This is a genomic window from Candidatus Pantoea floridensis, assembly GCF_900215435.1.
Lineage (GTDB): Bacteria > Pseudomonadota > Gammaproteobacteria > Enterobacterales > Enterobacteriaceae > Pantoea > Pantoea floridensis.
This window is the reverse complement of record NZ_OCMY01000001.1, coordinates 1,423,684-1,445,269: the sequence shown is the minus strand read 5'-3', so window position 1 is coordinate 1,445,269 and position 21,586 is coordinate 1,423,684. Positions and strand designations below refer to the sequence as shown.

Sequence of the window (21,586 nt, the reverse complement as noted above, 5' to 3'; positions counted from 1 at the left end):
CTGCTTCCCGACATAGAGTACGAAATAACGAAACCTGTTCGATCGGCGCTTTCCGTGCGGCGATATGATCCCTTTGCGTTAAATTTTATCTTAAAAACGTTAATGGGTTTGATATTTTTAGTGCTTTGCACTCGTAGAGGGCAAGTAGTACGACATTTTATGAGGGAATTGAGACGCTATGTCCGGGGAAGTAGGGCCATAACGCCTCAGGGCAAAATTTTGTGTAAACGTTTACCCTTCAAACAGTGCGCTGCTGGTACGTTGTTCCTGCCAGCCGCTCACATTCAGCTCTCTATAGCGCACCGCAGGCAGCATGAGTTGCGGCGCGCGTAATATCACTTCTGCTTCTCTTTCACGAAACGATTCCAGCAGGAATGGGAAGCTGAACTTGAGATAATTATCGTTAAAAAATTCCTCAGTGAGTACAACGCCGCTAAAAGGAAAGGCGGCGATATTCTTCCAGCAGGTGCCGGGTGGCGCCAAATCATAAAGCCAGAAAGAGAAACGTTCACTTACTTGCCGCAGTTCACTATCTCGTTGAACTAAATCAGCGTAATTGATTGCCAGTCGTACATTTTTAGCGTGCAGGCTGGAATCAATTTGTGGCGATTGTAAAAAACTCTGCAGGTTATTTCCGGTTAACGGGATAATTATTAATTCGGGCGTATCCGGCAACTGATTATGCAGCGAAATTATGTTATGTCCGTTAAGTGATGCTGTGCTTTCCTGTTCGCAATGCATAAAGGGTGCTGAATAACACACGCCAGTCAGCGCGCCGTCAAAACGACGGATACGCTCAGTAACATAAGGATTATAAGAACTGTTTTCCATTTATCTCTGTGAATAAATTAATTAGCTGGAACGTCTTATCTATTATAAGGACGGGAGTCGGTAGAAATCATAGCGCTGACAATATAAACCGTTTAGTTTATAAAGTTCAGCTTTTTTAACTGTCACTGATAGAGAGATATACAGGTCGTGATAGCGCTAATAATAGCGTTATTGGAATATCTGGAATTTTTTGGATATTTTCAGTTGAAAACCATCAGTGTGCTAATATTGTGGCCTCAATGATTAGTTAATTTAGCGGTAACCTTCTGTTTTTAAACAGCACGGCTAGCCATTGCCTGGCTGAGGAAGATACCGCACTCTGTGCCCTGAAAAATAAAGCGGAAGCCATTCTGTGGCTTTTCACCAGGTTGGTGCAACGACGCTAACCGACGTCATTATTTAGGATGGGATAATATCTATGAGTTCAGCAGAGGATTCGTTGCTGCGGCACAGGTCTTTTGTCGCCTTTTGGCTGGCACGTACCTGTTCATCTTTCGGTTTTCAAATGTTCTCGGTGGCGGTCAGCTGGCAAATCTATGCCTTAACCCACAGTGCAATGGCGCTGGGGATGATCGGCCTGATGCAGTTTCTTCCCTCTGTGCTACTGGCGTTGCCCGCTGGACATCTGGCCGATCAGCACGATCGCCGCCGAATTGTGTTGCTCGGACAATTCATTGAGTGGCTGGCCCTGCTTGGGCTTGTTGCGTTAACCCTCATTAACTGGGCAGGGAAGTTTGAGATTTGGGGATTGGTGTTCCTGATCTCAGTGGCGAAGGCACTGGAGTGGCCGGCCATCACCTCAATGCTGCCCGCGCTGGTGCCGCCGCCGATCCTGGCGCGCGCAATGGCCGCCAGTTCGGTGGGTGGCCAGGCCGCGGTGATTATCGGCCCAACGCTCGGAGGCTTCCTTTATGTAGCTGGACCGGAAGTGGTCTATGGCGTCTCGGCGTTGTTCTATCTCTTCTCGATTGTGCTGGTGAGCCGACTGCGCTATGAACGTCCACCGCAGGCGCGTTTACCGATGAACCTGCCAAATCTGTTTGCCGGCGTGCGCTTTATCCGCGATCGCAAAGATGTGCTCGGCGTGATTTCACTCGATCTGTTTGCTGTGTTGCTGGGCGGTGCCACCGCGCTGTTGCCGATTTTCGCGCAGGACATTCTGCACACCGGGCCGTGGGGATTGGGCATCCTGCGCGGTGCGCCGTCAGTCGGCGCGCTGCTGGTGGGCGTTTGGCTCAGTCGTCACAAGCTCGAAAAGCATGTCGGCATGATTATGTTCGGCTCGGTGGCCGGTTTTGGCGTAGCCACGCTGGTATTTGCGCTCTCGACGCAGCTGTGGCTATCAGTGATCGCACTGGCGGCGCTGGGCGGCTTCGATATGGTGAGCATGGTGATTCGCGGTGCGCTGGTGCAGCTGGATACGCCAGATGAGATGCGCGGTCGCGTTAACGCGGTCAATGCCATTTTCATTAATACCTCAAACCAACTCGGCGAGTTTGAATCGGGTTTGCTGGCGGCCTTTTTTGGCGCGGTGCCTGCGGCCGCGATTGGCGGCATCGGCACGCTGGTGGTGGTGGGCGTATGGATGACGATTTTCCCGCACCTGCGCAAACGGCAGAAGCTGGAAAACGAAACTGCGATTTAATGGGATGTGTGCGGCCTGTCAAAGGGTGCGCAGTAATGTGCACCCTACGCAAAACGGATCGGTTTTTGTCAGGGGCGCATTGATGCGCCCCGGAAAAACGTTGGTCGCCGCTGTAACAGTTATTGCTTTTCCCTCACCTCAGCGCCTTACCCGCGCCGCAACCCAGCGACATCTACCTGCCAGTGATGCAGTTTGTTATACAGCGCGGTACGCGAAATCCCCAGCAGCTGGGCCGACTGGCGCAGGTTGCCCTTCTGCTCACGCACCACCTGCAGCACATGCTGGCGCTCATTCTCCTGTAGCGAGCTCAATTCACTTATTGGAGGCACGCCGTGCTGCATCATCTCTTCCGGCAGATCGCGGCGATCAATCTCCAGGCCCTCGCACAAGTTCACCATGCGTTCCACCAGATTCTCCAGCTCGCGCACGTTGCCGGGCCAATGCCATGCCTGTAAGCAGGCCATGGCTTCCGTAGAAAGCTGCGGCGCAATACGTTTCATGCGGGTACAAAGCGCCTGAATAAAGGTATTCACCAGCCCCGGAATGTCCTCCTGACGCTCACGCAGCGGCGGGATCTCCAGAGAGATCACGTTCAGGCGATAGTAGAGATCGCGGCGAAAGGCGCCTTTCTCCACCGCATCCAGCAGATTGCAGTGGGTGGCGGCGATTATGCGCACGTTGACTTTGAGCGGGTGCGCCGCACCGATGCGCACCACTTCACCCTCCTGCAATACGCGCAGCAGGCTGGTTTGCGCCTCCAGCGGCATCTCGCCAATCTCATCGAGGAACAAAGTGCCGCCATCCGCCAGCTCAAACTTGCCTGCGGATCCCCCGCGTCGCGAGCCGGTAAACGCCCCATCGACATAGCCAAACAGTTCACTCTGCACCAAATCTCGCGGCAGTGCGCCGCAGTTCAGCGCGATAAACGGTTCCTGCTGGCGCGGGCTGGCGTTATGGATCGCTTGGGCAAACAGCTCTTTGCCGGTGCCGCTTTCGCCGGTTAGCAGCACGGTGCTGTCGGTGCGGCTGCTGGCGCGCGCTTTGTGAATCGCTTGCTGCACGCGCGGCGCATGGCCGCGAATCATTTCAAATGTGTAGCTGGCGCTCACGCCCATCACGCGGCGCGTAATGGCGCGAATACGTTGATTTTCGCGCAGCGACAGCACGCGGCCGCCATCGGGGGCCGGCATCAGCGAAATCAGGCAGGAAATCGGGTTTGCGCCGTCCGGGATAAATTGTAGCTCGCGGTCATTGCAGAAGGGCATGGTAAGCAGCGATCCCCCTTGCGGCTGTAAAAGCGCATCGATGGTGCCCGCTTGCGGATCGAGGCCGCTGAAGATCTGCCGCGCATAGCGATTGAGGGTTTTAATGCGGCCATGACGATCGCAGACGATCACGCCTTCATTCAGCGTTTCGAGGATCGACTGCTGTTCAGCCAGCAAGCGCCGCAGTATCAATTGCTGACCTACCGCCTCCGCTGCGGCCTGCACGGTACCCAGCGTGTGCGCGTTGAAATTGTCGGGCGTGGCGGTGAGCGTTAATACGCCCAGCAGCTGGCCGCTGGCATCGCGCACCGGTGCGGCAGCACATTGGCGATGACGTTTGCGCAGGTCGAGCTTCCAGTTTTCACCGCCCAGTACATACACCAGACGCTGTTCGATCAGGCAGCGCGCGGTGCAGTTGGTGCCGAGCACCTCTTCGCGCAGGATGCTGCCGACTGGCGTAAGATCTGCGCCGCAAAAATGCAGCGTTACGCCCTGCGCATCGGTTAGGTTAATGTGCCCGTCTGGGTTATATGCCAGCAGGTTCTCCATAATGCTGCGTGCTGCGAGGATCAACTCGGCGTTGTGCTCAAGGATTGCCGCCAGCTCGTCAGCAGGCGGAGAGGTGTAGCTAAACGTGGCAGGATCGATGGCGCGCTGACGCGATCGTTGCCACGACTGCAAAATACTATGCCGCATCCAACCTGGCTGTTCACCGCGCTCAAAGCTGTGCCAGCCCTGCCATAGCAAGGTATCCCACTCCCCAACCTCCGCGCTGTCCGGCAAGCTGAAGATCGGATCGCTTTCATCTTTGAAAGGTAAACGCTCACTAGCACGCATGCGGCATCCTCCTCTATTTCGGAATGTCCATTTTATTGACATGTGAAGTTGACATGTAAATTTTGTTGCCAGTTTGTGAGCTCTATCTGTGTTACGTCTCACATAATCAGCCCTGTTCCAGTTGGCATTGCCTTTGCAATACATAACGCACATCCCCGCGCTCGAATGAGCTCCTCCAAAATAAAAAGGAATAGGTTATGACATTTCATCTTAAACCCGTGCGCGTAGGCCTGATTGGCGCCGGACGCATGGGCAGCTTCCACGCAGAAAACCTTGCCTGGCGCGTGCCGGGGGCGATTCTGGCAGCGGTAGGCGATCCGCAACCTGGCGCGGCTGAAGCCCTGACTCACAAACTCGGCGTAGCGAAAGCGTATAGCGATCTCCATGCGCTATTACAGGACCCGGAGATTGATGCGGTCGCTATTGCCGCCCCGGCGCGCACCCACGCTGAATGGGTCATCGCGGCAGCTGAAGCGGGCAAGCATGTCTTTTGTGAGAAGCCGATGGCAGTAACGCTGGATGAGGCCGACCGCGCCATCGCTGCCGCGAAAAGTGCTGGCGTGGTGCTGCAAGTCGGTTTCAACCGTCGCTTTGATTCGGGCTTTGCCGCAGCGATCGCGGCCGTGAAAGCGGGTGAGAATGGCACCACGCAGCTGAGCCGATCGCTAACGCGCGATCCGGGTCTGCACGATCCTTCTCGCATCCCGCAGTGGACGATCTTCCTCGAAACGTTGATCCATGATTTTGACACGCTGCTGCACTTTAATCCGGGGGCGAAACCGGTGGAAGTGTATGCGCTGGCCGATGCGTTGGTGCGTCCGGATTTTAAAGAGAAAGGCTTGCTGGATACTTCGGTGGTCACCATCCGCTTCGATAACGGCGCAATTGCCACCGCCGAAGCCAACTTCCAGGCGGTGTACGGCTACGACGTGCGCGGCGAAGTGTTTGGCAGCAAAGGCATGTTGCAGGCTGGGCATATCAACGCCAATCACTGTGTACGTTATCACCAGGATGGCATCGCCATCGAAACGTCTCGCATGGATTCAGACCTGTTGCGCGAAGCCTATGTCGCAGAGATGACGGAGTTTGCCCGCTGCATTCGCCATGGTGAAACACCACGTGCCACCGGTGAAGATGCGCGTAACGCGCTGATTATTGCGCTGGCCTGTATCGAGTCAGTGCAACAGCAGCAGCCGATCATGCTGGGAGGTCGCTAATGGCAGGTTATCAATTGTCGGTGTGTGCCGAAATGATGTTTCTCGATCTGCCGTTCATTGCGCGCGTGCAGCGTATTCATGAACTGGGCTTTGGCGTTGAAATCTGGGGCTGGGCTAATAAAGACATTGATGCGCTGGCGGCGACTGGCGCACGTTTCACCTCAATGACCGGCTATCTCAGCGGCAACCTGACCGATGACGATGAAATCCAGCAGCTGCTGCAAAGCGCTGAAGCATCGCTGGCGGTGGCCGAGCGTCTGAATTGTCCGGTGCTGAACCTGCACGGTACCGGGCTGGATGATAAAGGATTGCCGGTTAAACCGGTCGACGTGGTCACCGGCGCCATGTGGCTGAAAGCGGCGGATACGCTGCGCCAGGTGGCGCAATTGGGCGAACGTGCCGGACGCGTTTTCACGCTGGAGAACCTCAATTTACCGCTTGATCATCCCGGCACGCCGTTCGCGCTGGCAGCCGATACGCTGGCGCTGGTGGAGGCCGTTAACAGTCCGGCGCTGAAGATGAATCTCGACCTGTATCACGCGCAGATCGGCGAGGGGAATTTGATTGCGTTAATTCGCCGCTGTGGCGCGGCGATTGGCGAGATTCAGGTGGCGGATGTGCCAGGACGCCAGCAGCCGGGCACCGGCGAGATTAACTACCGCGCCATCGCCCAAGCGCTGCGCGCTGAGGGCTATGCAGGCACCGTGGCGCTGGAAGGGTGGGCGAGCGGCGACAGCACCGCAGCGCTACAGCAGTTCCGCGATCATTTTTCCCTTTAAGTGTTCCAGCGCCGGGTATTTGCCTGTTACCCGGCGTGAAGCAAGCCGTTGAAAGCAAAAATAATATCTCAACCCTACAGGACTATCCCATGAACATCAGAAATATGATTCTTTGTGTGTGCTCGCTGTTGCTCAGTATGAGTGTTAGCGCCAAAACCTTTACCGTTGGCGTGGCGCTGGCCAACTTCGATCTCAACTTTGTCTCGATTCTGCGTACCCAGATGGAGGCGGAACTGAAAGCTAATCAGCTTAATAGCCAATTTGTGGATGCCAAAGGCGATGTGGCGCTACAAGTGCAGCAAGTGGATGATTTTATTAACCAGGGCGTCGACGCCATTATTCTCAATCCGGTGGATACGCAGGGCGTGCTGCCGATGATCACCGCCGCGAAAAATGCCGGTATCCCGCTGATATTTGTCAACCGTAAGCCGGAAGTGAAGCTGCCGGCTGATATGGCGTATGTGGGTTCTGACTCGGCGCTGGGCGGTGAAATGCAGATGGAAGCGCTGGCGAAGAAGATGAATTACAAAGGCAACGTGGCGATTCTAATGGGCGCGCTGTCAAATGAAGAAGCGCGTGAGCGTACCCGCGCGGTGGAAGCGGTGATTGCCAAATACAAAGATATGAAGGTGATTGAGAAGCAGAGCGCCAAATGGCAGCGCAACGAAGCGGTGGATGTGGTGTCGAGTTGGCTACTGAACCAGCGGCCCATTGACGCCATCGCGGCGAATAACGATGAGATGGCGATTGGCGCGATCATGGCTCTCAATCAGGCGAAGAATGAGAAGATATTGGTCGCCGGCATCGATGGCACGCCAGATGGACAGCAGTTTGTGAAGAGCGGCAAAATGGCGCTGACCATTTTCCAGGATGCCAAAGGACAGGCAACGGGCGCGGTGCAGGTGACCAAGGCGCTGCTGGAGAAGCAAAAGGTGCAGACGTTTAATTGGGTGCCCTATCAAACCATTACGCCTGATAACTACGCGCAGTTCGCGACGAAATAATTTGTCTGTGTACGAAGAATCTCTCCTGCTCATGGGAGAGGTTCTCCCTGTTGCTCCACACGCTAAGGGCTAATCTTCCTTTTCCGCTGCGCTTTATTTGCTTAATCCTGACTGATAAACTCCGGCTGCAACCAGAACTGCCTTTGGTTGGTAATTGATCAGGCATGATGCATTTACAGAACGATGTCGTTCTATTGGAGAAAAGCGCAGAATGGATAAAGACATTCTCAGTACCATTGATTCCCAGCTTCTTTTCCCTGTTCAAAGCGATCGGCATATTATTTTTGGCGTGGACGGAAAATTCATTGCGCATTCACTGATTACCATCATGTCGATAATGAAACATGCGGGTAGCAGTCTTTATCATTTCCATCTTATCTCCTCAGAAATATCACCCATTGATGTCGTGCGACTTGAGAACATCTTTGCGGGTTCATTACATGGCTTAACGTTGCATCATATTCATGATGAACTCCTCAGCGCATTTCCAACCACCGAATTGTTTACCCGCGCTACTTATTATCGTTTTCTGGCGCCAATTATATTACATCACGCTGAAAAACTGCTTTATCTTGATGCGGATATCGTATGTTTGAATCCTATTGATGAGTTATGGCGAATGAATATGGAGCCGGAAGTCATTGCCTTAGTCGTGGGTGAAATCGCATCGTTACAACATCAGTTAGCAGAAAATGTCGGGCTCCATGACCGTCGCTATTTTAATGCCGGTGTAATGCTGATTGATATTAAAAAGTGGAATCATGAACAGGTCAGTCAGCACGCTTTTACTTTACTTAGCGAAAAAGGGAAATATTTTCAGTATCTTGATCAGGACGCATTAAATATCTTACTTGAGGGCCGTGTGGAATTTATTGATACGCGTTTCAATACTATCAACATGCTTTCGCATGATGATAAAGGCTATACTCAAGATGTGGCAAAAAATACCTGTTTCTTACATTACGCCGGCGCAGATAAGCCTTGGCAGGAATGGAATCAACAGCAAGTTTGCCATTATTACCGTGACATTTATCGAATTTCGCCATTAGCGGATTTACCTTATGAACGGCCTGGGAAGGTACAACATGCGAAAAGAATGTACAAATTACTTTTCCGTAATCATCAGTTCGCTCAAGGGATTTACTGGCGCTTGAAGTATTTTAAAATGAGGTATTTTTAAGTGCAGAATTTATATTTCAGGCGAAGGTTGACGAGCAAAAACATCTATCAACTCTGCTTTGTTATACTCAGCGTAGCTTTAGCCAGTTCGCTGGTAGTTCCCGCTTATCCTAAAAAAGCATTCTATCTCGTTGGCTATTTAACAGTATTATTTCTCCTTGTTCAGGGCGTTAAGCGGAAACTTGTCCTGGATAAGAGCGCTCTTATCCTGGTTTTACCTATATTATTATTAGGGTTAGTCAGGGTTATTTGGTCAAGAGTTTATGCTGATGCCACCTTTACTGATGTAGTGGATAATTATTTTCAGGGTGGGAAAATAATTATCATCTCTGCCTTTGTGAGCTACTTTTTTATTGCATGGCGTCACTATCTTTCACCTATGGTACTGCGTATCAGTGTTACTCTGCTATTTATCGGGCTATTGGCAACGCTTGGTACGGGCATCTACGAATATACACATACGCATCAGCGCATTAAGCTGTTAACAGATTCTGCGGGGACCGTTTCTTACCTTATAACGGCATTGGCCCTTAGCGCATTATTTATTGTCAATAAAGTGATCGTCCAGCGAGCCACTCAGATAGCGATGTTTGCTGCTATCTTCATAGTAAATATGCTGTTAATGTTCCTCACCGAATCTCGGGCTGCCGTGTTAGCGCTACCGGGTCTATATTTGTTGTGTTTTTATCTTACTCATCGCTGGGCTGGAAAATACGCCCTAACCATTTTTGCGGTGCTAATTTTGGGCGGAGTATTTTTGATGCCCAGTTCGATTATGCACCGTCTGGACAATATCCAGAGCGAGATCGACAGCTATCAAAACAATAATGATACCTCCATTGGTGCGCGTTTCTCGATATGGAAGGGGGGATATCACAGCATTTCCTGGACTCTACTGGGACAAAGTCCTGATGACAGGACCGGCAAGGCACGTCTCTATATCAATGAGAAGGAGCGTGCTAATCCTGAAGCCTATAAAAATGTGATGTATCATTTACATGATGACCTTCTGGAAACTCTGTCGTTGCAGGGTATTGCAGGTGCGCTCTCATTAATTCTCTTTTATTTTGGAATGATTGTTACTGCATTACGCTTCCGGGCGTTGGATATTACACTGTTACCACTTTCAATTATTATATTTGGTCTGACGGATACCGTCTGGATTCAAAGTGGTTCAGTGTTTATTCTAATGGCGGCGATTATTATTAGCTATTCGCTGATGAAGTCGACACCTAAAGAGTGATGTTTTTTTGTTGGGTGCGCATAAAGGCGCACTTTGCAAAATCGATGATTACGTTCTGATTATTATCAGTAATTTCAGGAAATTCCACGTAACTTCATTTTAAGAAACTTTTTCTTGAGGCTAAATCTCACTTTTACATCAGCCATAAATGAAACGACAGGTATTTGGTCTATTGCCTTTTTCACCACGCCTTGCTCATGTTCATCGCTAATCAATGGATAAAACTTATGTGCCAGATTAATCCAGTGGCATGAGAGCAGATTGCGATAGCGCTCTCCCAGTACAGCATCCATTTGCTGTGTCGCTTTAATGAGCATGGATATTTTATGCGCATCAAGCGCGCTGGACAGGCTCTGTCCTCTTTTAAAGTAAAGGTAAGGGCCTTGTGCAGCAAAAAATATTTTATGGCTAGCTTTGAGGATCGATGGGAATAAATACGCATCCTCATAGCAGGTGAAATCGGGGAAATGATGGTCCGCAAACAGCGATTTTTTTATGTATTGCCCAATAAAGTGGGCTTGAATTTCTCGGTGGATGAGGAATTTTTCAATCACCTGATGTTGCGTCAGCGCGGTGGTTTTCAAACCCTGCCACTGTTGAGGTGTTGATTTACCCGCATACACCTCATTAAGGGGAGTGAGAAGAATATCCGGTTGCTCTACCTGCAAAAAATGCACAATATCAGAAAACGAATTTTGCAATAGCTGGTCGTCACCATCGAGCATGGTGATATATTGACCGCTGGCTTGGCTGACAGCGAAATTCCTGACTTTGCCAATATTACGGAACATCACGTCAACGATTTTTACATGGCTACATGAAGCGGCAAATGCATGCAGCATCTCGCTGGTATTATCCGAAGAAGAGTCATTCACCAAAACAATTTCAATCTGCTCTTCAACGCCAGTACAGGCATTTTTTAAACTGTTTAACGTCTCGGTAATAAATTTTTCGCAGTTATGCGCCGTAACCAGAACGCTAAGCGTGTAAGGTGAATCCATAATAAGTCTCTTTCCGTTACCGTATCGAGGTGCATCCATTACAAATAGTACACTAGCTTTCTTCCACGCTGCGAATGAATTCGTTTCCCTCGGCCAGCGTGACAATCATCACATCGCCACATATAAGCTATTACAAAAGCTAAACTTTCATTTTCCCACGCCGATAATTTTTCACTGAATCCGTGCGCTTTGCCCCGTGCGTTTGGGGCTCTTTGATCAACTTCTGGTGTGGAAAATTGCCATGATCGCAACGCCCTTGTCAGGCCCGGACGCCGTGCCGGTAGAAATGGTTTCGCTCAAGCGTATCGCACAGCGGGCTGATCGTCTGGCGGTAATCCTCAGCTGGGCACTGTGGCCAATGGCGATCGGCGTTGGCTGGCTCAATGACAACCTTCTGGTGGCGCTGATTGGCGGTGTGGTGCTGGCGCTGTTGGCAACCTTTATTGGTACCGCACTGCGCGGCACGCTGTTTTCGCGTTTGGTTTTGTCCACGCTGTTAATTGGCTGGGCGGGTTTGCTGATTCAACTCGGCGCTGGCGAGACTGAATACCATTTTTCGGTGTTTGTGCTGATGTCGGCGCTGTTAGCATGGCGCGATATTCGTCCGATACTGATGGGCGCGGCCGCGGCGGCGACGCATCACATCTTGTTCAATTATCTGCAAGAAAATAACCTGTTTGGCGTGGTGGTGTTCCATCATCCTGGCTGGGATATGGTGCTATTCCACGCGCTGTTTGTGGTGGCGCAAACGGCCATGCTGCTGGTGATTGCGCGCCAGATGGCGGCCGATGCGCGCTCTGCCAGCGAAGTGGCTGAGCTGGCGGCACAGATCAATCAGCAAGCCGGATATCTTACATTGCGCGCCGATACTCAGCAGAGCGCGACGCCCTTTGCCCGCACCTTCAGCACCACGCTCGGCACCATGCACGGCACGTTACATCAGGTTAGCGATGGCGTTGCTCTGCTGCTAACCGAGTCCGATAGCATTCTTGCGCGTAACGCCGCGCTCTCTACGCGTACGGATGAACAGGCGCAGGCGCTGGAGGTGGCAGCCAGCGCGATGACCGAAATCAGCATCGCCGCCAGCTTAACCCGTGACAAAGCGCAGAGCGCACGCCAACTGGCAGGTGAGACCCGCGCCGTTGCCACGCGCGGCGAGGAGAATATTCAGTCGGCGATGCGCTCGATGGAAAAAATTAGCGAAGAGTCGAGGCGAGTGAAAATCATTCTGGAGCTGATCGACGGTATCGCATTTCAAACCAATATCCTGTCGCTAAATGCCTCGGTGGAAGCGGCGCGTGCCGGTAATCAGGGGCGCGGTTTTGCCGTGGTCGCCAGTGAAGTGCGCAATCTGGCGATGCGCAGCGAGAGTGCGGCGCGGGAAATTCGTCAGCTGATGGATGCCAGTGCTATCAGCACCGAGCATGGCAGCGTGCAGGTGGAACACGCGGCGCAAACCATGCGCGAGATTCATAGCAGTATTAGCGGATTATCGCAGCTGGTGACGGAGCTGTCGGAGATGAGTGAGCAGCAGAATCTGAGTATTGAGCAGATTCAGCAGAGCATTAATAGTATCGATCACAGTGTGCATCATAACGTGCAGCACGTGGCTGAAACACTGCAGGTGGCGCAGCAGCAACAGCAGCAGGCGAATGCGCTTAAGCAGGCGATTGCGTTATTCAGGTTGGGATAAGTTGGAAGCGAGGTCGCCATGAATGGCGACCTTACGGGCTTGTAGGGTCGGCATTCATGCCGACCTGGCCAATTACCGCACCATTGCGCGTTATTCCACGCCGTTAACCAGCAATACGCGGTACTTCGCGCCTTTGAGACGATGCGCTTTGGCTTCCTGATACGCCGGGCTGTAATACCAGCCCTTCGCCGCCTCAGCGTCCGGGAACTGCAGCACGACCACGCCTTCGGCTTGTGGGCCTTCCAGCGTTTCCAGCGCACCGTAAAAAGCCAGTGGGGTAATGGGGTGGTCGCCACGCGCCTGGCCTGCTTTTTCTGCGTAAGTTGCCAGCTCGTCTTTGTCTAAGGTTTCATCCTTAATAAACACCACATAAGCCGCCATTATTTCTCACCTCGCGCCTGACGTTTGTCTTCCGTGTTGTTATCAAAATCAGCGGCATCGTGACGTTCCAGCAGCTGATCCTGCGGCTCGGCGCCAAACGCACGATTTACTTTACGACCCCGAATCACCGCCGGACGCTCGGCAATCTCTTTCGCCCAACGCACCACGTTTTTATACGACTGCGCATCCAGGAATTCGCTGCCGCCATACTGATTATTCAGTACCAAATTGCCGTACCACGGCCAGGTGGCGATGTCGGCGATGGTGTATTCGTCACCGGCGAGGAAGCGATTATCCGCCAGCTGGCGATCCAGTACGTCAAGCTGACGCTTGGCTTCCAGCGTGAAGCGGTTAATAGCGTATTCGATTTTTTCCGGCGCGTAGTGATAGAAGTGACCGAAGCCACCGCCAAGGTAAGGGGCAGAACCTTGCAGCCAGAACAGCCAGTTGAGCGTTTCCGTGCGTCCTGCCAGCGAGGTCGGCAGGAAGTGGCCAAATTTCTCTGCCAGATAGAGCAGAATGTTGCCCGATTCAAACACGCGCTGCGGCGGGGTAACCGAGTGATCGCTGAGCGCCGGAATTTTTGAGTTCGGGTTCACATCAACAAAACCGCTGGAGAACTGATCGCCATCGCCGATACGAATCAGCCAGGCATCGTACTCGGCGTCTTTCGCCCCAACCGCCAGCAGCTCTTCCAGCAGGATGGTAATTTTCTGGCCGTTTGGCGTGCCGAGCGAGTAAAGCTGCAGCGGATGTTTGCCAACTGGCAGGTTTTTCTCATGCGTCGGCCCGGCGGTTGGACGGTTGGTTTTCGCGCCGTTACCTTTGGCTTCCGGGTCCCAGGTCCAGACTTTCGCGGGCTGATACTGATGTTCCGACATAATGGTTTCGCCTTGTTGTGTTTGTATTTTTGCTGCTACTGAGTGTAGCAGCCAGTAATACAGGCGATTTAACCGCGCTGGCGGTAAGACGCAAAGTCGGATTATGTAAAGTTCTCTTGCATAAACAGCATAAGCTCGACATTGCCGACCTTAAGCTCCTTCATTTCCCAGCAGCTCACGCTCGATCAGCTCGCGCGTTTCAACTGCCTGATACTTCATCTTTTCCGGATAACCGAACAGCGCCGCAGAGATAATCGACTCGCCGCCAACCTTGAACGTGCGATGGGCAAAATTCATCTCGCGCAGTGCTTCAAACAGCGCATCGAAATTCACTTCACCTTCCCCAACTGCCACGTGCTGGTGGATAGTGGCATCTACGCCCGGCGGGTTAACAATGTAGCGGCAGTGTTTGGTATGGTTCATGGTATCGGCAATTAGCATATGCGACAGATCGTCTCCGGCGTAATGCAGCATATTTTTCACATCGCCGACGCCTTTGTCGTAATAGAAGGTGTGTGGTGCGCTGTAGATATACTTCACGTTCTCGCTTCGGAACGACTTCACGATGTCGGCGGTTTCGTTACTGTGCTCGCAGAAATCCCACGGATGTGCCTGAATTTCGACGCGGATACCCTCACGTTCGAAGATCGGTAACAGTTCTTCCATCGAGCGATAAAACATCTCTTCACATATTTCGGGCTCGTTCGGATTACCGGAAAGCTCGGTGTTGATGACCTGCACGTTCATTTCCACGGCAATCTCGATCATGCGTTTCCAGTTCTTCACCGCAGCCTGACGCCGCAGTTCATCCGGACCAGACCAGCGATAAACGGTAATGAACGAAGAGATTTCCAGCCCGGTGGCGTTTAGCGCATTTTTGTATTCGCGCATGATTTCACGGCTGGCTTTCGGATGTTTATAGAACGGATTGATCTGTGGATGCGGCGACTGCTCGATGTACTTGTAACCCCATTCAGCCACCTGATGCACCATGCGCGTGATGCCAAGATCTCGGATTACATCCACATCAAAAGCGATTTTCATTCTCTTCTCCTGAGCGTTAATAGCGCACCGCATATGCTGAGTAGTGGTTCTTAAGAAAACTGATATCAAAAATTCATTCTTAATGATATTGAAATGAAATTATCAGTTTTATATTTGCGAGAACGATCAAAATAATGAGAGAGAAAGTATCAAGTAATGAAATTTTTCACTGATGAGATGAGCAATGTATTGGTGATTTTCGAGAAATAAAGGCATTATTTTTGATAGTTTATTATCATTTTTCTATGGGAATCGCTGAATGAGTAAAATCACTCTGAACGTCATCGCCGCCGCCGCAGGCGTGGGGGTGGCAACGGTTGATCGCGTATTAAACCGGCGCGCGCCGGTGCGTCCTGCCACCGAGCAGAAAGTACTGGAAGCGGCCAGTCGCCTTGGTTACCGCATCGGCCATGCGCCGCTGCTGCAGGAGGCACTGCCTGCATCCAGCGTGACGCTGCGCATGGGGTTCATCCTGCTAGCAAAATCCTACTCGTTCTATCATTCGCTCACCGATGCGCTGCGGCAGCAGACACAACTCTTTCATCCAGCCGGCAGCGAACCGCTGTTTGCCTGGCATGATATTCATGATGTTGAGGCTGTCGTGGCGTCGCTGTACGCGCTGGCTGAGCAGGTGGATGCCATTGGTGTCGTGGCGCTGGACCACCCGCTGATTCGCCACGCGATTGAAACCGTGTCGCGCCAGGGAGTGCGCGTTTATGCGCTGTTTTCCAACTTCTCGCCGTGCGGCCACGCCGGTTATATCGGTTTGGATAATCAGAAAGCTGGCCGCACTGCCGGCTGGGTGGCATCGCATCTGTTGCACCAGCCTGGCTCGGTGGGCGTGCTGGTGGGCGATCATCGCTTTATCTGCCAGGAAACCAATGAAATCGGCTTCCGATCCTATCTGCGTGAGCAGGACAGCACCCGACGCGTGCTGGAGCCGCTGAAAACCAATGAAACCATTGATGGTGGCTACCAGGCAACGCGTCAGTTACTCGATGACAACCCTGATTTAGCGCTGATTTTTGCACCCTGTGGTGGCATTGAAGGCGTCATTCACGCGCTGCGTCAGCAGCCACAGCGCAAGGTGGCGTTGATCTGCCATGGTCCGGTGCAGGAGGGCGAGCTGGCGCTGATTGACGGGACCATCACGGTAATGATCCGCAATCGTATCGATGAGATGGTGGCGCGCCTGACGCAAATGGTGCAGCAGCATCATGCTGCACCTGGCGAGCATTTCACACAAATCACCCTGCCGTTCGATATTATCACGCGTGAAAACCTGTAAACCTCGCCATTGCTGACTTTGATATTTTTTCTATCATTTTAATGATGCGAAATAGTATGATCGCTATCAAAAAATGAATGTTTCACGGTTGTTGGTGATGAAATATTTATTTGATACTTGCGCCATCCACTACCGCAAGGAACGATCATGTCTATTCATATTGCTAACGCGCCCTGTAGCTGGGGCGTTGATGATCCGAACAACCCTTTCCTGCCGCCGTGGCAGAAAGTGCTGAGTGAAGCGTCGCAGGCCGGTTATAAAAGCATTGAGCTGGGACCGTGGAGCTATCTGCCGGTGGATCCTGCCGAGCTGCGTCAGCAGCTGGAAGCGCACGATCTGTCGCTGGTGGCGGGCACCCTTTTTGATGATTTGGTGAGTGAAGCCAATTTCCCGGCGATGGTTGAACTGACGCACAACATTTGCCGTAACCTGTCGCTGGTGCCCACCGCCAGCAAAATTCACGCCGACAACATACCTGCGCCTTATCTGGTGATTATCGACTTCGGCAATCCAGAACGCGCTAAATACGCCGGTCAGTCTGATAAAGCGCCGCGCCTGTCAAACGCTGACTGGCAGCGCATGATGCAGCACATCACTTCGCTGAGCCAGATCGCCTGGAACGAATATGGTGTGCGCGCGGTCATCCACCCGCATGCCGGTGGTTGCATTGAGTTTGCCGACGAGCTGCAGCAGCTGGTGGAGGACATCCCGCACGACGTGGCCGGTTTGTGCCTCGACACTGGTCATTTGTACTACTCCGGCATGGATCCCATTCCCTACCTCAGCCGCTACTGGCATCGCATTGATTACCTGCACTTTAAAGACGTCAACGACGCGGTATGGCGCGACGTGATTGCGCGCGGCGTGGATTTCTTTGCCGCCTGCGCGGAAGGCGTCATGTGCCCGATAGGCAAAGGGGCAATTGATTATCCAGCGGTGCGCGCTTTCCTCGCAGCGCGCCATTATCAGGGCTGGATCACCATCGAACAGGAGCGCGATCCGCGAGATGCCGAGACCAGCCTGCGCGACGTCACCGCCAGCCTGCACTATTTGCAATCGATTGGATTCTGAGGAGATCAGCATGATCAACGGTATTAACGTTCTGAATCGCTCGCTACGCTGGGGCATGGTGGGCGGCGGCGGTACCAGCCAGATTGGTTACATCCACCGTTCGGCGGCGACGCGCGACAACAACTTTACGCTGCTGGCGGGGGCCTTCGATATCAACGCCGAACGCGGCCGCGCCTTTGGCACCTCGCTGGGCATCGACGCCATGCGCTGCTACGCGGATTATGAAACGATGTTTGTGGCTGAGGCGGCGCGCGCGGACGGCATCGAAGCGGTATCGATCGCCACGCCGAACAACACGCATTTCAGCATCTGCCGTGCGGCGCTAAATGCGGGTTTGCATGTGGTGTGTGAGAAGCCGTTGTGTTTTACCGCCGCCGAAGCCGATGAACTGGAAAAGCTGTGCATCGAGAAGAAGAAAATTATCGGTGTGACTTACGGTTACGCCGGGCATCAGCTGATTCATCAGGCGCGCGAGATGATCGCCGCAGGTTTGCTCGGTGAGATTCGCATCATCAATATGCAGTTCGCGCACGGTTTCCATAACGAAGCGGTGGAGCTGCAGAATGAAAGCACCAAATGGCGCGTCGATCCGCGCTTCGTCGGGCCAAGCTACGTGCTGGGCGATTTGGCAACGCATCCGCTATTTATTGCTGAAACGATGGTGCCGCATTTGCAGGTGAAGCGCCTGCTGTGCAGTCGCCAGAGCTTTGTCAAAACCCGTGCGCCGCTGGAAGATAATGCCTTCGTGATGATGGAGTATGATAACGGCGCGGTCGGCACCATGTGGGCGTCGGCGGTGAATAGCGGTTCGATGCACGGCCAGAAAGTCCGCGTGATTGGTGAGAAAGCCAGTATCGAATGGTGGGACGAACAGCCGAATCAGCTGCGTTATGAAGTGCAGGGCGAGCCGGTGCAGATTCTGGAGCGCGGCATGGGTTATCTGCATCAAAGCGCGCTAGCTGACGACCGTATCGGCGCGGGACATCCGGAAGGCTTGTTTGAGGCCTGGTCAAATCTCTATCGCCGCTTCGCGCTAGCGATGGATGCCAGCGATCGCGGCGATGCGGCTTTCCTGCAGGACTTCTGGTATCCCGGCGCGCATGCTGGCTTGATGGGCGTGCGCTGGGTGGAGCAGTGCGTGAAATCTGCCGATGCGGGCGCGGTGTGGGTGGATTGTTGAATCCAGTGCGGTGATGGACCAGGTCGGCATGAATGCCGACCCTACAAGGAAGCCGACCAGCAACTCAATGCGCTCGCAAATCACTTAAGAACCGCTGCGCGCGCGGATGCTGCGGCTGGGTGAAAAACTGCTCCGGCTTCGATTTCTCCAGAATCTGCCCCTGATCCATAAACCAGATGGTGTCTGCCACGTCACGTGCAAAATTCATCTCGTGGGTGACGCACATCATCGTCATCCCTTCCTGCGCCAGACCGCGCATCACCGACAACACTTCGCCGACCATTTCCGGATCGAGCGCTGAGGTGGGTTCATCAAACAGCATCACCGGTGGTTTCATCGCCAGCGCCCGCGCAATGGCTACGCGCTGCTGCTGACCGCCGGAAAGCTGCGCCGGATAGGCATCGGCTTTATGCGATAATCCTACGCGCTCCAGCAATTCGCCCGCCTGGCGCCGCGCCTCCGTGCGCTTCACGCCGAGTACTTTCATCGGCGACATCATGATGTTCTCGGCCACGGAAACATGCGGGAACAGGTTGAAGCTCTGAAACACAAAGCCGATGCGCGTGCGCAGTTGATTGAGGCGCGTGCTGCTGCCGTGAATATCGATGCCGTCAAACACGATCTGGCCGTCATCGATTGGCTCAAGGCGATTAACGGTACGAATCAGCGTGGATTTGCCGGAGCCAGAAGGGCCGCACACTACCACGACTTCGCCGGTATTGATCTCGGCGCTCAGGTTGGTGAGCGCCTGATAGGCGCCGTACCATTTGTTGACCTGATTAAACATGATCATCGGTCCCATGGTGTTTCCTTATTGCGAAGAGGGTTTAGTCAGCATCACCGCCGGCGCTACGCTGGCGGGCTGCGGTGGAGCCTGACGGCGTTTCTGCGCAATGTGCGCTTCAAGTTTATTGGCGAGCCAGGTGAGGCTGAAGCAGATGAGGTAGTAGCTCAGCGCCACAATCGCGAACACCTGAAACGGTTTGGTCAGCAGCTGATTGCTCACCTGATTGGCAGCAAACGTCAGTTCCGGTACGTTAATCACGTAGCCCAGCGTGCTGTCCTTGATGATCGACACCAGCTGGCTCACCAGGCTGGGCAGCGTGTTGAACAGCGCCTGCGGCAGAATCACCAGGCGCAGAGTTTTGAGATGGCTCATGCCCAGCGCGCGTGACGCTTCATACTGTCCATGCGGCAGCGCCTGAATGCCGCCGCGTACGATCTCGGCGATATAGGCGCTCTCATAAATCACCAGCGTACACAGCATGGTGGCGAATCCGCTGATGTTGTGGCCAATCAGCAATGGCACACAGAAGTAAGTCCAGAACACCACCATCATCAGCGGAATGCCGCGCAGCAGGTAAACCCAGCCGGTAGCGGGCCAGCTCAGCCAGCGCCACGGCGACAGACGCGCCAGGCCCAGCAGCACACCAATCGGAAACGCCAGCAGCACGGCCAGCACCGAGATCAGCAGCGTACAGAGCACGCCGCCAATCGGCCCGTTGGGATATTGCCCCATTAACAGCAGCATGCCGTTGTCATGCAAAATGGTGAAAATCTCAAACATCGCCATTACCTCGCATAGACGCGGTGGAAGCGGCGGGCCAGCAGCGCGCCAAGACCCATCAGCAGCAGGGAGAAGAACAGATAACCCACGGTCGCCACGATGTAGGATTCGAAGGTGCGGAATGTCTGGTTCTCAATATCACGCGTGACATAGGTGAGATCCGCCACGCCGATCACCATCGCCAGACTGGTATTTTTAAACAGCAGCACCGTGTGGTTGATCATCGCCGGCAGCGCATTGCGAACGCCCTGCGGCAGAATCACCGCCTGCATGGCGCGCACATAACTCATCCCCAGCGCGCGCGCCGCTTCGTTCTGCCCATCGGGAATGGCGCGCAGGCCGCTGCGGATATCTTCAGAGAAGTAGGCGGCCTGGCACAGGCCAAGCGCGGTGAGGGAAAACAGAAACTCGGCGTTGAAGTTATTGATCCACATCTGCAACGCCTCTGGCAGCAAGGTGGGGATCGCGAAGTACCACATCATCAGTTGAATCAGCGTCGGTACGTTTCGGTGGTAAGAGACGTAAGCTTTTACCAGGCCGACGGCGATACGGTTTTCAGTCAGGCGGATCACCACCAGCAGCAGCGCCAGTACCATTGCCAGTAGCCAGGCACCCAACGCCAGTTCAAGGGTGATCACCGTTCCGTCAACGATCATCTGGCCGTATTGGCCGGTTATCACACTGCTGAAATCGAGAGCCATACTGTTACCTCATCATCGCAGGCTAGGCGCTGTGGTCGCCCGGTCGCATAGTGGAAAGGCCGCCCGGCACCTGCAGCGTTGGGGTGATTTCGATATTGCCGATATTCACCGCCAGCGGTGCGGCGAGCGCGAAAGCGACGCAATCGGCGATATCTTTCGCCTGCGGCAGCTCAAAGCCATCAATAAAGCGGCGACGCGCCTCTTCATGATCGCCGGATACATTGCCGAAAATATCAGTGGCGACGCGGCCCGGACAGATTTCGGTGATGCGCACGCGTTTGCCGTAGCAATCCACGCGCAGCTGGCGCGAAAGGGCGTGCACACCGGCTTTGGTGGCGTGATAGACCGAGTTGCCGTTGAAGTTGTAGATGGCGGCAATCGAGGTGATGTTGAAAACGTGGCCACGATCGCGCGCTACCATACCCGGCACCAGCAGACGGCACAGATGCAGTACCGCGCGCAAATTGACGTCGACCTGGGTTTCAATCACGTTTTCGTCCGCCTCGAGGATGGAACCCGGGTGCGATAAGCCCGCGTTGTTGACCAAAATGTCGATTTCGAGATCGTTGCAGAGTGCGGTGAGCGCGCTGACGTCGCTGACGTCGATGGCGTGTGGGATGCAACCGGTACGATCGGCCAGGGCCGCCAGCTGCTCTTTACGGCGCGCCACCGCGTGCACGGTAATACCCTCCTGGCACAAACGCTCAACAATCGCTTCGCCCATTCCGGCAGATGCACCGGTCACCAGTGCGGTTTTATAATCTGAAAATGGCATCAGC

The 21,586-nt window shown here is 53.6% G+C and carries 20 protein-coding genes; 10 read left to right on the top strand and 10 right to left on the bottom strand.

The window, feature by feature from the left end:
- Nucleotides 1-231: 231 nt before the first annotated feature.
- Nucleotides 232-831 carry a hypothetical protein gene (locus CRO19_RS06820; RefSeq protein WP_097095167.1) on the bottom strand — a complete coding sequence of 200 codons (600 nt, stop codon included), beginning with the start codon at nt 829-831 and terminating at the stop codon, nt 232-234.
- 418 nt (nt 832-1,249) lie between these two features.
- On the opposite strand from CRO19_RS06820, the gene CRO19_RS06815 reads away from it, so the two are divergent.
- Nucleotides 1,250-2,476, top strand: coding sequence for an MFS transporter (locus tag CRO19_RS06815; RefSeq protein ID WP_097095166.1), 1,227 nt, complete (start codon nt 1,250-1,252; stop codon nt 2,474-2,476).
- A 146-nt stretch (nt 2,477-2,622) separates the two neighbouring features.
- On the opposite strand, the gene CRO19_RS06810 is transcribed toward CRO19_RS06815, so the two are convergent.
- Nucleotides 2,623-4,578 (bottom strand): sigma-54-dependent Fis family transcriptional regulator, encoded by a 1,956-nt coding sequence (locus CRO19_RS06810; protein WP_097095165.1) that lies wholly within the window; start codon nt 4,576-4,578, stop codon nt 2,623-2,625.
- Between the two features lie 197 nt (nt 4,579-4,775).
- Between CRO19_RS06810 and CRO19_RS06805 the strand changes: the two genes are divergently transcribed.
- The 5 genes from CRO19_RS06805 (at nt 4,776) to CRO19_RS06785 (ending at nt 10,000) form a co-directional block, all read left to right on the top strand.
- Nucleotides 4,776-5,795: a Gfo/Idh/MocA family oxidoreductase gene (locus tag CRO19_RS06805; RefSeq protein WP_097095164.1), complete on the top strand. Its 1,020-nt coding sequence runs from the start codon at nt 4,776-4,778 to the stop codon at nt 5,793-5,795.
- Complete coding sequence (locus CRO19_RS06800) at nt 5,795-6,574, top strand: TIM barrel protein (RefSeq protein ID WP_097095163.1); 780 nt, start codon at nt 5,795-5,797, stop codon at nt 6,572-6,574. Before CRO19_RS06805 ends, CRO19_RS06800 begins: the two co-directional genes overlap by 1 nt.
- A gap of 89 nt (nt 6,575-6,663) precedes the next feature.
- Complete coding sequence (locus CRO19_RS06795; protein WP_097095162.1) at nt 6,664-7,578, top strand: substrate-binding domain-containing protein; 915 nt, start codon at nt 6,664-6,666, stop codon at nt 7,576-7,578.
- Between the two features lie 211 nt (nt 7,579-7,789).
- A complete protein-coding gene (locus tag CRO19_RS06790; protein WP_097095161.1) occupies nt 7,790-8,758 on the top strand; it encodes a glycosyltransferase family 8 protein in 969 nt (322 codons plus the stop codon).
- Nucleotides 8,759-8,785: 27 nt separating this feature from the next.
- Complete coding sequence (locus CRO19_RS06785; protein ID WP_320204464.1) at nt 8,786-10,000, top strand: O-antigen ligase family protein; 1,215 nt, start codon at nt 8,786-8,788, stop codon at nt 9,998-10,000.
- Between the two features lie 74 nt (nt 10,001-10,074).
- Here the strand turns inward: CRO19_RS06785 and CRO19_RS06780 are convergent, their stop codons facing one another.
- Nucleotides 10,075-11,001, bottom strand: a complete 927-nt coding sequence (locus tag CRO19_RS06780) for a glycosyltransferase family 2 protein (protein ID WP_176519136.1) — start codon at nt 10,999-11,001, stop codon at nt 10,075-10,077.
- Between the two features lie 241 nt (nt 11,002-11,242).
- Here CRO19_RS06780 and CRO19_RS06775 point away from each other — a divergent pair, with 241 nt between their 5' ends.
- Complete coding sequence (locus CRO19_RS06775; RefSeq protein ID WP_097095158.1) at nt 11,243-12,694, top strand: methyl-accepting chemotaxis protein; 1,452 nt, start codon at nt 11,243-11,245, stop codon at nt 12,692-12,694.
- 90 nt (nt 12,695-12,784) lie between these two features.
- Here the strand turns inward: CRO19_RS06775 and CRO19_RS06770 are convergent, their stop codons facing one another.
- The 3 genes from CRO19_RS06770 to CRO19_RS06760 all read right to left on the bottom strand — a co-directional run bounded on the left by CRO19_RS06770 (nt 12,785) and on the right by CRO19_RS06760 (nt 15,000).
- Nucleotides 12,785-13,075: a DUF1330 domain-containing protein gene (locus tag CRO19_RS06770; protein ID WP_097095157.1), complete on the bottom strand. Its 291-nt coding sequence runs from the start codon at nt 13,073-13,075 to the stop codon at nt 12,785-12,787.
- Complete coding sequence (gene yghU, locus CRO19_RS06765; RefSeq protein ID WP_097095156.1) at nt 13,075-13,956, bottom strand: glutathione-dependent disulfide-bond oxidoreductase; 882 nt, start codon at nt 13,954-13,956, stop codon at nt 13,075-13,077. Before yghU ends, CRO19_RS06770 begins: the two co-directional genes overlap by 1 nt.
- Before the next feature lie 150 nt (nt 13,957-14,106).
- Complete coding sequence (locus CRO19_RS06760) at nt 14,107-15,000, bottom strand: sugar phosphate isomerase/epimerase family protein (protein ID WP_097095155.1); 894 nt, start codon at nt 14,998-15,000, stop codon at nt 14,107-14,109.
- A gap of 259 nt (nt 15,001-15,259) precedes the next feature.
- On the opposite strand from CRO19_RS06760, the gene CRO19_RS06755 reads away from it, so the two are divergent.
- From CRO19_RS06755 to CRO19_RS06745, 3 genes are all read left to right on the top strand, one after another.
- Nucleotides 15,260-16,288 carry a LacI family DNA-binding transcriptional regulator gene (locus tag CRO19_RS06755; RefSeq protein ID WP_097095154.1) on the top strand — a complete coding sequence of 343 codons (1,029 nt, stop codon included), beginning with the start codon at nt 15,260-15,262 and terminating at the stop codon, nt 16,286-16,288.
- Between the two features lie 147 nt (nt 16,289-16,435).
- Entirely contained in the window at nt 16,436-17,359 is a 924-nt protein-coding gene (locus CRO19_RS06750) for a TIM barrel protein (RefSeq protein WP_097095153.1), read from the top strand.
- A 10-nt stretch (nt 17,360-17,369) separates the two neighbouring features.
- On the top strand, nt 17,370-18,539 hold the full coding sequence (locus tag CRO19_RS06745; RefSeq protein WP_097095152.1) for a Gfo/Idh/MocA family protein: 1,170 nt from the start codon (nt 17,370-17,372) through the stop codon (nt 18,537-18,539).
- Nucleotides 18,540-18,603: 64 nt separating this feature from the next.
- Here CRO19_RS06745 and CRO19_RS06740 read toward each other — a convergent pair whose 3' ends face one another.
- The 4 genes from CRO19_RS06740 to CRO19_RS06725 are packed head-to-tail and all read right to left on the bottom strand — an operon-like array spanning nt 18,604 to nt 21,582.
- A complete protein-coding gene (locus CRO19_RS06740) occupies nt 18,604-19,341 on the bottom strand; it encodes an amino acid ABC transporter ATP-binding protein (RefSeq protein ID WP_097095151.1) in 738 nt (245 codons plus the stop codon).
- 9 nt (nt 19,342-19,350) lie between these two features.
- The gene (locus tag CRO19_RS06735) at nt 19,351-20,106 is read right to left on the bottom strand and encodes an amino acid ABC transporter permease (RefSeq protein WP_097095150.1); all 756 of its coding nucleotides are present in this window, start codon (nt 20,104-20,106) and stop codon (nt 19,351-19,353) included.
- Between the two features lie 5 nt (nt 20,107-20,111).
- Nucleotides 20,112-20,807: an amino acid ABC transporter permease gene (locus CRO19_RS06730; protein ID WP_097095149.1), complete on the bottom strand. Its 696-nt coding sequence runs from the start codon at nt 20,805-20,807 to the stop codon at nt 20,112-20,114.
- A 22-nt stretch (nt 20,808-20,829) separates the two neighbouring features.
- Nucleotides 20,830-21,582, bottom strand: coding sequence for an SDR family oxidoreductase (locus CRO19_RS06725; protein WP_097095148.1), 753 nt, complete (start codon nt 21,580-21,582; stop codon nt 20,830-20,832).
- Between the last annotated feature and the right edge of the window lie 4 nt (nt 21,583-21,586).

Excerpts from the sequence above, each read along its gene's own strand:
- CRO19_RS06820 (WP_097095167.1), bottom strand. The coding sequence starts at position 831 with ATGGAAAACAGTTCTTATAATCCTTATGTTACTGAGCGTATCCGTCGT.
- CRO19_RS06815 (WP_097095166.1), top strand. The coding sequence starts at position 1,250 with ATGAGTTCAGCAGAGGATTCGTTGCTGCGGCACAGGTCTTTTGTCGCC.
- CRO19_RS06810 (WP_097095165.1), bottom strand. The coding sequence starts at position 4,578 with ATGCGTGCTAGTGAGCGTTTACCTTTCAAAGATGAAAGCGATCCGATC.
- CRO19_RS06805 (WP_097095164.1), top strand. The coding sequence starts at position 4,776 with ATGACATTTCATCTTAAACCCGTGCGCGTAGGCCTGATTGGCGCCGGA.
- CRO19_RS06800 (WP_097095163.1), top strand. The coding sequence starts at position 5,795 with ATGGCAGGTTATCAATTGTCGGTGTGTGCCGAAATGATGTTTCTCGAT.
- CRO19_RS06795 (WP_097095162.1), top strand. The coding sequence starts at position 6,664 with ATGAACATCAGAAATATGATTCTTTGTGTGTGCTCGCTGTTGCTCAGT.
- CRO19_RS06790 (WP_097095161.1), top strand. The coding sequence starts at position 7,790 with ATGGATAAAGACATTCTCAGTACCATTGATTCCCAGCTTCTTTTCCCT.
- CRO19_RS06780 (WP_176519136.1), bottom strand. The coding sequence starts at position 11,001 with ATGGATTCACCTTACACGCTTAGCGTTCTGGTTACGGCGCATAACTGC.
- CRO19_RS06775 (WP_097095158.1), top strand. The coding sequence starts at position 11,243 with ATGATCGCAACGCCCTTGTCAGGCCCGGACGCCGTGCCGGTAGAAATG.
- CRO19_RS06770 (WP_097095157.1), bottom strand. The coding sequence starts at position 13,075 with ATGGCGGCTTATGTGGTGTTTATTAAGGATGAAACCTTAGACAAAGAC.
- yghU (WP_097095156.1), bottom strand. The coding sequence starts at position 13,956 with ATGTCGGAACATCAGTATCAGCCCGCGAAAGTCTGGACCTGGGACCCG.
- CRO19_RS06760 (WP_097095155.1), bottom strand. The coding sequence starts at position 15,000 with ATGAAAATCGCTTTTGATGTGGATGTAATCCGAGATCTTGGCATCACG.
- CRO19_RS06755 (WP_097095154.1), top strand. The coding sequence starts at position 15,260 with ATGAGTAAAATCACTCTGAACGTCATCGCCGCCGCCGCAGGCGTGGGG.
- CRO19_RS06750 (WP_097095153.1), top strand. The coding sequence starts at position 16,436 with ATGTCTATTCATATTGCTAACGCGCCCTGTAGCTGGGGCGTTGATGAT.
- CRO19_RS06745 (WP_097095152.1), top strand. The coding sequence starts at position 17,370 with ATGATCAACGGTATTAACGTTCTGAATCGCTCGCTACGCTGGGGCATG.
- CRO19_RS06740 (WP_097095151.1), bottom strand. The coding sequence starts at position 19,341 with ATGGGACCGATGATCATGTTTAATCAGGTCAACAAATGGTACGGCGCC.
- CRO19_RS06735 (WP_097095150.1), bottom strand. The coding sequence starts at position 20,106 with ATGTTTGAGATTTTCACCATTTTGCATGACAACGGCATGCTGCTGTTA.
- CRO19_RS06730 (WP_097095149.1), bottom strand. The coding sequence starts at position 20,807 with ATGGCTCTCGATTTCAGCAGTGTGATAACCGGCCAATACGGCCAGATG.
- CRO19_RS06725 (WP_097095148.1), bottom strand. The coding sequence starts at position 21,582 with ATGCCATTTTCAGATTATAAAACCGCACTGGTGACCGGTGCATCTGCC.